Source organism: Rhizobium sp. CB3171, from assembly GCF_029714265.1.
Classification (GTDB): Bacteria; Pseudomonadota; Alphaproteobacteria; order Rhizobiales; family Rhizobiaceae; genus Rhizobium.
In genome coordinates, this window is record NZ_CP121652.1 from 892531 (window position 1) to 905877 (window position 13347).

At 60.1% G+C, this 13347-nt stretch carries 9 protein-coding genes; 4 read left to right on the forward strand and 5 right to left on the reverse strand.

What is annotated here, in order from left to right; all coding sequences use genetic code 11:
• Positions 1–59: 59 nt before the first annotated feature.
• Both QA648_RS04415 and ppx read left to right on the forward strand, forming a co-directional pair.
• On the forward strand, positions 60–2261 hold the full coding sequence (locus QA648_RS04415; RefSeq protein WP_283049886.1) for an RNA degradosome polyphosphate kinase: 2202 nt from the start codon (positions 60–62) through the stop codon (positions 2259–2261).
• Between the two features lie 10 nt (positions 2262–2271).
• Positions 2272–3792, forward strand: a complete 1521-nt coding sequence (ppx, locus tag QA648_RS04420; RefSeq protein WP_104822601.1) for an exopolyphosphatase — start codon at positions 2272–2274, stop codon at positions 3790–3792.
• A gap of 38 nt (positions 3793–3830) precedes the next feature.
• Here ppx and QA648_RS04425 read toward each other — a convergent pair whose 3' ends face one another.
• From QA648_RS04425 to QA648_RS04440, 4 genes are all read right to left on the reverse strand, one after another.
• Positions 3831–5189: an esterase-like activity of phytase family protein gene (locus QA648_RS04425; protein ID WP_260303715.1), complete on the reverse strand. Its 1359-nt coding sequence runs from the start codon at positions 5187–5189 to the stop codon at positions 3831–3833.
• A 175-nt stretch (positions 5190–5364) separates the two neighbouring features.
• Positions 5365–6417, reverse strand: coding sequence for an adenylate/guanylate cyclase domain-containing protein (locus QA648_RS04430; protein ID WP_283049888.1), 1053 nt, complete (start codon positions 6415–6417; stop codon positions 5365–5367).
• Positions 6418–6623: 206 nt separating this feature from the next.
• Positions 6624–7769 (reverse strand): ribonuclease D, encoded by a 1146-nt coding sequence (gene rnd, locus QA648_RS04435; protein WP_104822603.1) that lies wholly within the window; start codon positions 7767–7769, stop codon positions 6624–6626.
• Between the two features lie 168 nt (positions 7770–7937).
• Positions 7938–9332, reverse strand: coding sequence for a multicopper oxidase family protein (locus QA648_RS04440; protein WP_283049890.1), 1395 nt, complete (start codon positions 9330–9332; stop codon positions 7938–7940).
• Positions 9333–9572: 240 nt separating this feature from the next.
• Between QA648_RS04440 and QA648_RS04445 the strand changes: the two genes are divergently transcribed.
• Both QA648_RS04445 and aspS read left to right on the forward strand, forming a co-directional pair.
• Positions 9573–9884 carry a DUF559 domain-containing protein gene (locus QA648_RS04445; RefSeq protein ID WP_283051212.1) on the forward strand — a complete coding sequence of 104 codons (312 nt, stop codon included), beginning with the start codon at positions 9573–9575 and terminating at the stop codon, positions 9882–9884.
• A gap of 411 nt (positions 9885–10295) precedes the next feature.
• A complete protein-coding gene (gene aspS, locus QA648_RS04450) occupies positions 10296–12086 on the forward strand; it encodes an aspartate--tRNA ligase (RefSeq protein ID WP_283049892.1) in 1791 nt (596 codons plus the stop codon).
• A 71-nt stretch (positions 12087–12157) separates the two neighbouring features.
• Here the strand turns inward: aspS and QA648_RS04455 are convergent, their stop codons facing one another.
• A complete protein-coding gene (locus QA648_RS04455) occupies positions 12158–13324 on the reverse strand; it encodes a serine hydrolase domain-containing protein (RefSeq protein WP_283049895.1) in 1167 nt (388 codons plus the stop codon).
• Between the last annotated feature and the right edge of the window lie 23 nt (positions 13325–13347).

Below are 13347 nucleotides of genomic sequence, written 5' to 3' on the forward strand. Positions count from 1 at the left end.
CAGTTCCGTCGTCAAACTGCTATACGTGGCGCAAGCTTATAAGATGAGGCAGGTGGAACATGGACTCGGCATTAACGGAACATCAGGAATCCAACCAGCAAGCGCCGGAGACCGCGCCGCCGATCAATGAGCTGCTGACCAGCCCCGAACGCTTCATCAACCGTGAATTTTCCTGGCTGCAGTTCAACCGCCGCGTTCTGGAGGAAACGCTGAACACGGCGCATCCGCTTCTGGAACGCATCCGTTTCCTCTCCATTTCCGCCGCCAACCTCGATGAATTCTTCATGGTGCGCGTCGCCGGCCTCGAAGGCCAGGTCCGCCAGAAGATCCTCATGCGCACTCCGGACGGCAAGACGCCCGCCGAACAGCTCGACGACATCCTGCGCGAGATCGACAATCTGCAGATGGAACAGCAGGCCTCGCTTGCCGTGCTGCAGCAGTATCTCGCCAAGGAAGACATTCTGATCGTGCGCCCGCCGGCACTTTCCGAGGTCGACCGGCAATGGCTTGCCAATGAATTCGATCAGGCGATCTTCCCGGTCCTGACGCCGCTTTCTATCGATCCGGCGCATCCGTTCCCGTTCATTCCGAACCTCGGCTTCTCGATCGCGCTGCAACTGAACAGCATGAACGGCCGCGAGCCGATGACGGCGCTGCTGCGTCTGCCGCCGGCGCTCGACCGCTTCGTCCGCCTGCCGGACGCGAGCAACGTCATCCGCTACATCACGCTGGAAGACGTAGTGAACATCTTCATTCACCGGCTCTATCCCGGCTATGAGGTGCAAGGTTCGGGTACGTTCCGCATCATCCGAGACAGCGATATCGAAGTCGAGGAAGAAGCCGAAGATCTGGTGCGCTTCTTCGAAACGGCGCTGAAGCGCCGCCGCCGCGGTTCGGTGATCCGCATCGAGACCGATTCGGAAATGCCGCTCGAGCTGCGCCAGTTCGTTGTGGAATCGCTGAACGTCCCTGAAAACCGCATCGCCGTTCTGCCGGGCCTTTTGGCCCTCAACACGTTGTCCGAAATCGCCAAGGCGCCGCGCGACGATCTGCGCTTCGAGCCCTACAATGCCCGATTTCCTGAGCGCGTCCGCGAACATGCCGGCGATTGCTTCGCCGCGATCCGCGAAAAGGACATGGTGGTCCACCACCCCTACGAATCCTTCGACGTGGTCGTCCAGTTTCTTCTCCAGGCTGCGCGCGATCCTGACGTTCTGGCGATAAAGCAGACGCTCTATCGTACCTCCAACGACAGCCCGATCGTCCGGGCGCTGATCGATGCCGCCGATACCGGCAAATCGGTCACGGCGCTGGTCGAGCTCAAGGCCCGCTTTGACGAAGAGGCCAATATCCGCTGGGCGCGCGACCTCGAACGCGCCGGCGTGCAGGTCGTCTTCGGCTTTATCGAGCTCAAGACGCATGCGAAGATGTCGATGGTCGTGCGCCGTGAGGACGGCAAGCTGCGCACTTATTGCCACCTCGGCACAGGCAACTACCACCCGATCACCGCCAAGATCTATACCGACCTTTCCTACTTCACCTGCGATCCGAAGATCGCCCATGACATGGCGAACATTTTCAACTTCATCACCGGTTACGGTGAGCCGGAAGACGGCATGAAGATCGCAGTTTCGCCCTATACGCTGCGCTCGCGCATCCTCCAGCATATCGAGGAGGAGATCGAGCACGCCAAAAACGGCCAGCCGGCGGCGATCTGGATGAAGATGAATTCGCTGGTCGACCCCGACATCATCGATGCGCTCTACCGCGCAAGCAATGCCGGCGTGGAGATCGATCTCGTCGTGCGCGGCATCTGCTGCCTGCGTCCGCAGGTGCCGGGTCTCTCCGAAAATATCCGCGTCAAGTCCATCGTCGGCCGCTTCCTCGAACACAGCCGCATCTTCTGCTTCGGCAATGGCCAGGGCCTGCCGTCGGAGAAGGCGCTGGTCTATATCGGCTCCGCCGACATGATGCCGAGAAACCTCGACCGCCGCGTCGAAACCCTTGTTCCGCTGACCAACAAGACCGTGCACGAGCAGGTTCTTTCGCAGATCATGCTGGGCAACATCATTGACAATCAGCAGAGCTACGAGATATTGCCGGACGGTACTTCGCGGCGCATGGAGGTGCGCAAGGGGGAAGAGCCATTCAACGCGCAGCAGTATTTCATGACTAATCCCAGCCTTTCCGGCCGTGGTGAAGCTCTGAAATCCAGTGCGCCGAAACTGATCGCCGGGCTGTTGTCGGGCCGCAAGAAATAACTGGACCTGCATGGTTGAATCAGAAGCCCAGGGGCGCCTTCCCGGTATTGCCCCGGTCTCCGTTGTCGATATCGGGTCGAACTCGGTTCGTCTCGTCGTCTATGAAGGCCATTCGCGGTCGCCGACCATCCTTTTCAACGAGAAAGTGCTTTGCGGCCTTGGCAGGGGCATAGCGCTGACCGGAAAGATGGATGAGGAGAGCGTCGCGCGCGCGCTCGCATCCCTGCACCGGTTCAAGGCGCTGTCCGACCAGGCGCGCGCATCGACCATCTACGTTCTGGCGACGGCGGCTGCCCGCGAGGCAAGCAACGGTCCGGAATTCATCCATCAGGCAGAATCGATCCTGCAGCGCAAGGTGCGTGTGCTTTCAGGCGAGGAAGAGGCGCGTTTTTCCGCGCTTGGCATCATCAGCGGCTTTTTCCACCCGGATGGCATCGCCGGCGACCTCGGTGGCGGTTCGCTCGAGCTCATCGACATCAAGGGCAAGGAGATCGGCAAGGGCATCACCCTGCCGCTCGGCGGCCTCAGGCTTTCCGAATATGCCAACGGTTCGCTCGCCAGGGCGCGCAGCTTTGCCCGCAAGCATGTGAAAACAGCGAAACTGCTGAGCAAGGGCGAGGGACGCACCTTTTATGCGGTCGGCGGCACCTGGCGAAACATCGCCAAGCTGCACATGGAAATGCGTAAATATGCGCTGCATATGATGCAGGGCTATGAAGTGCCGCTGGACGAGATGATGCGTTTCCTCGATCAGATCAGCGAGGCGAAGGAATCGAAAGAGCCGGCGCTGATGGCCATCTCCAAGCATCGCCGTTCGCTGCTGCCCTTCGGCGCGGTGGCGATGCGCGAGGTGCTGGCGGAAATGAAGCCCTCCGTCATATCCTTCTCGGCCCAGGGCGTGCGTGAAGGCTACCTCTATTCGCTGCTGACCGAGGCGGAACGCCATAGCGACCCGTTGCTGGTCGCCGCCGGCGAACTTGCGATCCTGCGCGCCCGTTCGCCGGAGCATGCGCGGGAACTTGCCGAGTGGACCGGTCGCATGATGCCCTTCTTCGGCGTTACCGAGACGGAGGAGGAGAGCCGCTATCGCCAGGCCGCTTGCTTGCTTGCCGACATCAGTTGGCGTGCCCATCCCGACTATCGCGGCCTGCAGGCGCTGAACATCATCGCCCACACGTCCTTCGTCGGCATCACCCACGCCGGCCGCGCCTTTATCGCTCTCGCCAATTACTACCGTTTCGAGGGCCTTCACGATGACGGCGCCACCGAACCGCTGGCAGCGATCGCCACGCCGCAATTCGTCGAACGCGCCAAACTGCTCGGCGGCCTATTGCGCGTCGTCTATCTCTTTTCGGCTTCCATGCCAGGCGTCGTCCGCAATCTGACATTTCGACGTTCGCCGAGCCCGGAGCTGGATCTCGAATTCGTCGTTCCAGCCGAATACCACGATTTCGCCGGCGAGCGGCTGGAAGGCCGGCTGCAACAACTGGGCAAGCTGACGAATAGACGGCTTGCATTCCGGTTTGAGTAAAAAACCTTCTCCCCGATGGGGAGAAGGTAGGGTATCGCTCACTTAGCGTTGAGGAAATCGCCGACTTCGAGAATGCTGAACTCGTTGTCGTCTGCCTTGTCGACAGCTCGGCCGGCCGAGAAGGGCAGGTTATTGTCGTTGCCGATGATGATGTGGGTGGCATCGACGCGGTCGACGTTTTCGATGGTGACGAAGGGCATGTCGTAGAAGCCTTCGCCGCCGCCCTGGCGACGCTTGTGGTCGGGATCTTCGATATGCAGCAGATCGATGTAACCGATCTTGCGGACGGCCTTGCCGACATTGGCGTCGTTGAATTCGATCTTATAGACGCGCTTCAATTCGGCCGGCGCTTCGAAGCAATCCGGCTTCGGTTGCTTCGGATCGGCGCAAGCCTTGTCCTTCGTGCCGGCGCCGTTGTCGCGCTCGATCACCAGAGCGGTGCTGTCGTCCAGCATGTTGAAATCGCCGATCGAGGTGCCCTTGTCTGCGAAGGGGTAGAGCCAGCTACGACCGGTCCAGCTCTTCGAGGCGACGTCGAATTCGATGACGCGGATCGCGGTGTGGCCGTCGACGCTTTCCATCTTGCCGTCGTCTTGATAGATCGCGCCTTCCAGCAGGCCATAGAGCTTGCTGCCGTCCTTCGACATGGCGAGGCCTTCGAAGCCACCCGAGCGTCTCAGGTTGAAGGCCGGCATCTTCTGCGTCGGGTTGGCCGGCAGTTGCAGCAGCGGATTGTCCGGAGACATGACGGGCTTGCCGTTGAGTGTCGTCGGGAAAACGTCGGTCAGCGCGCCGTTCATATCGAACTTCAGCAGATAGGGACCGAATTCGTCGCCGATCCAGAAGCCGTCGGCAACCGGCTGGATTGATTCGATATCGAAATCGGCGCCGGTCAGATAGCGCTTGTCGGCGCCTTCGAGGACGATTGGGAAGGGAGCCTTCTTGTTCGGGTCGGACAGGAACAGGTTCTTGACGACATCAACCTTGCCATTGTCCCAGTCGAATTTGATTTGGTGCAGGAACAGCATGGAGTCGCTCGAATTCTGCTTGGAGCCGAAGCCGTTGTCGGTCAGCGTCCAGAAGGTGCCGTCCGGCATGGTCTTGATCCCGGAAAAGCCCTGGATCGCCTGGCCATTGAAGGGCAGCTTCAGATCGGTCACGCGGGCGCCGTCTTTGCCCGGAACCGTGCCGAGGGCCTCCGTGCGCTTGCGATCCGGCGTCGTGAACTTGCCGGAGGTCTTCAGAAATTCCGGCGCGTCGACCGGTGCCGCGACAATCGTGTTGGCGGGCAGGATGGCCTGCGAGGTCAGCTTTGCGGGAAACTGCGTTTCATCGGCCTGGGCCGAGGCGGCAATCAGAACAAAAAGTGCCGTGGAAGCGAAAAGAATTCGGGTCATCATGTCACCTTGTTGGCGGGGATTGGCAAACAACTCCCGCTTAACAGGCGAGCTATGTCGGCGAATTAACGCTTAGGTGAAGCTTTGGTGACTGTGGACAACCGATAGGGTGTAGGGTCTTGGGGACTAGGCAATAGGCAATAGGCAATAGGCAAGGAAGATAATAACTCCCTGCCTACGACCTCCCACCTATCGCCTTCCGCTCTGGCCTCCTCGCCCTATGCAGGGCAATCACCCCGAGTGTCTGGTCGCGACCGCGAACGGCATGGTCGCCAAGGTCTTCCCTGGCGATATCGTCGGGAAGCTCGATCCGTCTTGCAAGATCGGCTGAGATCAGCACCTGTCGCTCCAGCGTCTTGCAGAGCGATTCCAGCCTCGCGGTGGTATTCACCGTGTCGCCGAAATAGGCGATCTTGTGATGGTCGATGCCGATTTCGGCAGTGACGATGCTGCCGCCGTGCAAGGCGGCCCTCAGCCGCGGCACCCTGCCGTAGGATTTCAGCCATGTCTCCGCATTCGCCTCGATATCGGCAAGGATGTCGAAGACACAGCGAATGCAACGGGCATTCTTCACGCCACGCCGAAGAGGCCAGGTGATGATGGCGGCATCGCCGATATAGTCGTCGATCGCACCCTTATATCGCCTCACCGGCTCGGCGAACGCGCTGAATACCGAGCCTAGAAATTGCTGTGTCCTGAGGTCGCCATGCTCCTCGGCGAAGGCCGTCGAACCGACGAGATCGATGAAGAGAAACACGCGCTCTTCCTGCATCGGATTGCGATAACGGCCGGTCAACAGGCTGAGGAAGACGTCGCGGCCAAGCAGCTCCCGCACGCGCCCGACGAAAATGATCATCGCGGTCACCAGGACGGCATAGATATAGACATCGACCTGCAGCAGCATGACGTTGGCCCAGGTGTCGTTGATCAGGTTCAGCGATTTCATCAGGCCGCCGGCCATTGCAAAACCGATGGCGATCAAGGCGAAATCGATAATCAAGGCTGATAGGATGAAGGCCGGCGTAGGCAGGCTATGCATCCAATGGTTCAAGCGCGGCAGAATCATGCGGCGTTCGAAGGCCAGCGCCGGCATGCCGCAGAACAATGCGTAGATTGCGCCGATATACAGCGGTGACGCATGGAAAAACAGCTTGCCATAGAGGACGCCGCTTGCGGCGACGACGGCCGCGGTCAAAATCCAGTTGAGCGCTGAGGGGAATCTTCCCATGCTGCCGATCCGCCAAGAGCCGGCGCGCCTCCAAACCGGGATTGGTTCGGGAAAAGGCCTGTGCGCCATCAATTATGTGATTGCGCTAAGCGCCCATCCTGGCGGATGTGCGGCACAATCGCGTCCGCAACCAGCATCTCTATTTTTAAATGGCGCGCAACCGCCAAATGTTCGGCATCGCCGACCGATCGGCAAAGGTCACGTGACTACAAACTGACCGTCTCGACCCGCTTGCCGACGAAGCGTAAGGCCACCTGGCCCTGGATGAGCTGCAGCGCCGTCTCGCCGAAAAGATCGCGTCGCCAGCCGGTGAGGGCGGCCACTTCGGCTTTCTCGCCTTCGGCGGCAATCTTGTCCAGATCCTCGCTGTTGGCGATGACTTTCGGGGCGACGCCGTGTTTTTCAGCGATGAGCTTCAGGAGAACCTTCAGCAGTTCAGCCGCTGCGGCTGTGCCTTCCGGCGCTTGCTGGTGGCGCGGTACATGCGGCATTTCGGCCTTGGGCAAGGCCAGGGCCTGATTGATTGCCTCCAATACGGCCGTGCCGGAGGCGGATCGCTCCCAACCTTTCGGGATCGTGCGCAGGCGGCCGAGCGCTTCCATGTCCTTCGGCTGCTGCTGGGCGATTTCGTAAATTGCATCGTCCTTCAGCACACGGGCGCGCGGCACATTGCGGGCGCGCGCCTCGCGTTCGCGCCAGGCGGCGACGTATTTCAAAACGGCCAGTTCCTGCGGCTTGCGCAGCCGCATCTTCAGCCGCTGCCAGGCATCGTCCGGATGCAGGTCGTAGGTCTCGCGCGCTTCGAGGATCGCCATTTCTTCGAGCAGCCAGGAGGCGCGGCCTTCACGTTCGAGCTGCTCTTTCAACGAAAGATAGACGTCGCGCAGATGTGTAACGTCGGCGAGCGCATAGTCGAGCTGTTTCTCCGACAGCGGCCGGCGGCTCCAGTCGGTGAAGCGCGAAGACTTGTCGATGTGAACGTTCTTGGTGCGGCTGACGAGCTGATCGTAGGAGACCGAATCGCCGAAGCCGCAGACCATGGCGGCCACCTGCGTGTCGAAGATCGGATGCGGTATGAGGTTGCCGCGATTGAAGATGATTTCGATGTCCTGGCGTGCTGCGTGGAACACCTTCATGACAGCGGGATTGGCCATCAGCTCAAAAAAGGGTTTCAGGTCCAGGCCCTTGGCCAGCGGATCAACCAGCACTTCGGTCGTGGGGCTCGCCATCTGGATCAGGCAAAGCTCCGGCCAGAAGGTCGTCTCGCGCAGGAATTCGGTGTCGATGGTAATGAATTCTGACTTGGCCAGCTCTTGGCAGGCCGCCTCCAATTGGGCGGTAGTTTCGATCATATCAACACATTCATCGGTAAAATAGTCCGTTAACCTTCCTTCCCCTTTCGATGGGAGATGTCAATACGTCGAAAGGGCAAGCCCGGTACGGTCGCCGCTTTTAAGTGGAATTGCGGAAAGTACTTGGGGTCGTCCTGAGCGAGCATGAAGCCCGTTTCGGGATCGTGCCTAAGCCACGCGCACATAGCTGGTCATGCCCGTTTTCTGATGTTCGATAATGTGGCAATGCAACACCCAGTCGCCGGGATTGTCGGCGACGACGCCGAGCTGCACCTTTTCATTGGGCTGGATCAGGTAGGTGTCGGAGACGAAGGGCCGCACCTGGCGCGTCGAAGAGGAGAGCACCGTGAAGCTCATGCCGTGCAGATGAATCGGATGCGAATGCGGCGTCACGTTTTCCATGTCGATGACATAGCTCTTGCCGAGTTTCAGTTCGGCGAGCGGTGCGGTCGGATCGGGCGTATCGCCCGGCCACGGCACCTTGTTGATGGCCCAGAAGCTGTAGCCAAGCGAGCCGCAAATGCTGTTGTCGGCGGTATTTTCCGCCGTGGCGCTGAGGATCAGCGGAATGTGCTCCGCCGAGCCGATATCGGCTTTTGCGACCGGATTGTCTTCGAGGGGCGCCAGATCGCGAACGTCGCGCTTCAGCGAGCTGCCGACTGATCGCAGCGTTGCGAGCACCTTGGGATCGGTGCCCTTGATATCCTCGAGCTTGACGATTGCACCTTCGTTATCGGGCATGCGCACGGCCAATTCCAGCCGCTGACCGGGTCCGAGCTGCAGCAGATCGAGCGGGAAGCGCTGCGGCACCGGATTGCCGTCGACGGCGATCACCGTTGCCTCGGCTCCATCCAAGCGGAAAGAATAGATGCGCGTGACGTCGGTGATGGCGAGCCGCAGCCGCACCAGCCCGCCGGAGGGTGCGTCATATTGCGGCTGCTGCTGCCAGTTGGCCGTCCGCACCGTCCCATAAGTGCCGGACTTGGCGGAATCGCGCGGGCGGAACGGAGCGATGAACTGGCCGTCGCCGCCGAGCCGCCAGTCGCGAAGATTGAGAACTATTTCCGAATCGAATGCCGGATCCTTCGGATTTTCTACGATGATGACGCCTGTCATGCCGTGTCCCATCTGGATCAGCGTGTTGCAATGCGGATGATACCAGAAGGTGCCGGCGTCGGGCGGCGTGAAGGCATAATCGAAATGGTCGCCCATGTAGACGTAGGGCTGCGTCAGGAAGGGCACCCCGTCCATCTTGTTCGGGAGGCGGATACCATGCCAGTGGATCGTCGTCGGGTCATCGATGCCGTTGATCAGGCGTGCGGCGAAGGGCTCGCCCTTTTTCATGCGCAGGACGGGCGGCATGCCGGCGTCGCCATAGGTCAGGACATCCTTGGTGGCTCCGACGTCCATCAAACTGGCTTGGATCTTCGCAACCTTCAGCACCTGCGGCTCCGGCGCTGCTACCGCGCTGCCGCCAAACCTGCTGGCGATGCCAAGCCCCACGCCATAGGCACCGGCAACGGCCGAGGCTTTCAAAAGATTGCGGCGGGTAAGGATAGGCATGCGAGGCTCCGGGGACGCGGGGTAGGTAAGTCTGTTTAAAGTTGACTGTGGTGTTCAGCAATGGGGCTGGGGTAGCTGAATTGCCGCATCGGCCACTGATAGTAGTGATTGCCGTTGGCGCGTAGTTCTCGTAATAGTAGAAATCTATTTGACCGGATGCTTTTCGCAATAACGATAATGGAAACGAGAGAACTCTTGCATCGCAACGTTCCTGATCGACATCGGCAATTTGCCAGAGCAATGCGCGGTGATGCCACCAAGGCTGAGAACATGCTCTGGCAGTCTTTGCGTCGCAGTCAGCTTGAGGGATTCAAATTCAAGCGACAGGTTCCGATCGATGGCTATATCGTAGACTTTGTGTGTTTTGAAGCGCGGTTGATCGTTGAGGTCGATGGTGCGCAACACGCTGAAAGTAAACGGGATCTCAGACGAGACGAGCACTTTAGAAGTCAGCGATTTCGCATATTGCGGGTCTGGAACTACGAGGTCGTCATGAATCTCGATGGAGTCTGTTTGACGATCTTGGCAGAGCTGAAAAATACCGGAGAATGAGCCGGAGCTTTAGGCAAGCTCGAAGCCTATCTCGCCCTTGGCGGGCGAGAAAGCAATTTCACTGGTTTAGGAATTGCGCAACAGGAAGGTTCCACACTCTCATAAGCTTGGCGCAATTTCTAAGTCATTGAAATTGCAAGAGCGGGGGTCCGCTTCTTGCTCAACCTTGTTCAAGAGTTCTGCGCATCCCCGCCTACCCCCTCTCTTGCAAAAACTAAGACTTAGACGAGGGACGAGCCCTCATCTAAGCCTAAGTTTTTTGCTATCTCGCCCGCCGGGGGCGAGATAGAAGCGCCGTTCGAGCCTTGACAAATCAGGCGCACCATGCGCTTTTCCGCCCGATTTTCTCGTCGGCAGGCGAGGGGCTTTTGTCCTCATTCGCCGCCGTCCGCCAAGTCCAGGATATATACTATGCATCGCTATCGCAGCCACACATGCGCCGCCCTGCGCAAGTCCGACGTCGGTTCGACCGTCCGCATCTCCGGCTGGGTTCATCGCGTCCGAGATCATGGTGGCGTGTTGTTCATCGATCTGCGCGATCACTACGGCATCACCCAGGTTGTCGCCGACCCGGATTCTCCGGCCTTTAAGCTTGCCGAGACCGTGCGCGGCGAATGGGTCATCCGCATCGACGGCCTGGTGAAGGCCCGTACCGAAGACACGATCAACAAGAACATGCCGACCGGCGAGATCGAGCTTTATGCGCAGGAGATCGAAGTGCTCTCCGCTGCCAAGGAATTGCCGCTGCCGGTTTTCGGCGAGCCGGAATATCCGGAAGACGTTCGCCTGAAGTATCGCTTCCTCGACCTGCGCCGCGAAACGCTGCACCGGAACATCGTCAAGCGCACGCAGGTTATCTCCTCCATGCGCCGCCATATGGGCGAAGTGGGCTTCACCGAATATACCACGCCGATCCTGACGGCCTCGTCGCCGGAAGGCGCGCGCGACTTCCTCGTGCCGAGCCGTATTCATCCCGGCACCTTCTACGCCCTGCCGCAGGCACCGCAGCAGTATAAGCAGCTCCTGATGGTTGCCGGCTTCGACCGCTACTTCCAGATCGCGCCGTGCTTCCGTGACGAAGATCCGCGCGCCGACCGTCTGCCGGGCGAATTCTATCAGCTCGACCTCGAGATGAGCTTCGTCACGCAGGAAGACGTCTGGAACACCATGGGCCCGCTGATGACCCAGGTGTTCGAAGAGTTTGCCGAAGGCAAGCCCGTCACCAAGGAATGGCCGCGCATTCCCTATGACGAAGCGATCCGCAAATACGGCTCGGACAAGCCGGACCTGCGCAACCCGATCGTCATGGAAGCGGTTACAGACCATTTCGCCGGCTCCGGTTTCAAGGTTTTCGCCAACATGATCGCCTCGAACCCGAAGGTTCAGGTCTGGGCGATCCCGGCCAAGACCGGTGGTTCGCGCGCTTTCTGCGACCGGATGAACGCCTGGGCGCAGAGCCAGGGCCAGCCGGGTCTCGGCTATATCTTCTGGCGCAAGGAAGGCGAGAAGCTCGAAGGCGCCGGCCCGCTTGCCAAGAACATCGGCGAGGAGCGCACGGATGCGATCCGCACCCAGCTCGGTCTCGATGATGGCGACGCCTGCTTCTTCGTCGCCGGCGATCCGGACAAGTTCTACAAGTTTGCCGGCGAGGCCCGCACCAGGGCCGGCGAGGAGCTGAACCTGGTCGACCGCGACCGTTTCGAGCTTTGCTGGATTGTCGACTTCCCGTTCTTCGAATGGAGCGAGGAAGAGAAGAAGGTCGATTTCGCACACAACCCGTTCTCCATGCCGCAGGGCGGCCTTGAGGCGCTGCAGAGCCAGGATCCGCTAACGATCAAGGCCTTCCAGTACGACGCTGTCTGCAACGGCTTCGAGATCGCTTCGGGCTCGATCCGTAACCAGTCGCCGGAAACCATGGTTGCTGCCTTCGAAAAGGTCGGCCTCAGCCAGGCGGATGTCGAGGAGCGCTTCGGCGGCCTCTACCGCGCCTTCCAGTACGGCGCGCCTCCGCACGGCGGCGCTGCCTTCGGTATCGACCGCATCGTCATGCTGCTGGTCGGTGCCAAGAACCTGCGCGAGATCTCACTGTTCCCGATGAACCAGCAGGCGCAGGATCTGCTAATGGGCGCTCCCTCGACCGCAACGCCGACGCAACTGCGCGAACTGGCAATCCGTCCGGTACCGCCGGTCAAGAAGGACTGAGTTCTTTCAAGCTTAATGAAATACAAAACCCGGCGACCGAAATCGCCGGGTTTTTCGTGCTTTGTTAGAACCTAGAGAGCCGCATAGATCGCATCGCGAAGATCGATCGTGAACTGTCCCCACATGCCTTCGAGAGCGGTGTTGGTGAGCGCCACGACCGTCAGCTTTTTCTCGGGGTCGACGAACCAGCTATGGCCGTAGACTCCGCCCCATTTGATCGTGCCCTTGGAGAATGGAGCCTGCGCCGCAACGGGGTCGGTGACGACGGACCAGCCATAGCCGAAACCGAAGCCGGCTTGCAGCGTCTGCATATGGCCGCCCGCCTGATCGGCCATCATCGTCTTCACCGTATCGGCTGACAGCAGCGGCGCACCGCCCTTGCGCACCGTTTCCAGAATGGCGAGGATGTCGCTTGCCGTTCCGGCCATGCCCGCGCCGCCGGAGTGATAGGAGCCGGGATTGAATATTCTGTCCGGCGCGAAGCGGATCATGCCGTCAAGTATCGGAACGAGCGTCTCATCTCGCATCCGCTGCAGCCCCGATGCACCATTCATATAGGCGGCCGCCAGGCGGCTGCGGTCACGGACCGAAAAGGCCGTGTCGGAAAGGCCGAGCGGCTTCATCACCAATTCCGCAACGGCATCGCCGAGAGCACCGCCGGTTTCCTTTTCGATGATGCCGCCGAGCACATCCATTGCCAGCGAATAATGCCAGGCTTCGCCGGGCGAAAAGAGAAGGGGAGCGCTGGCGAGACGCGTGAGGTTATCGGCCAGCGACCGGCCCGGTATGTCCAGGCCGTCGGATACGCCGGCGCGATGATACGGACCGTCCTGCTCATCGGCGAATGTGTAACTCAGTCCGGATGTGTGCGTGAGAAGGTGCCGGATACGGATAACGGCCTCGCCTCCGTCGGGCAGCCGCGGCCGGAAGTCCGGCAGCCATTTGGTGATCGGATCGTCCAGCCCAATACGGCCCTGTTCGACGAGGCGCATGACGGCAATAGCGACGATCGGTTTGGTGATGGAGGCCAGACGGAAGATGGCATCCCGCCGCATCACCACCTGGTTCTCGCGATCCGCCAGGCCGGCAGCGCGGCCGTAGATCAGTTCTCCGTCCCGGGCAATGACAACTACGGTGCCGACCAGCCTCTCATCCGCCAGGGCGGAATCAATCGCAGTATCGACGCCTTCAGCAAGGCTGCCGCCCCGGTATGCGGAATTTTCCAGGGGAAGACTCATGGGGCAAAACCTTCTATAATCAC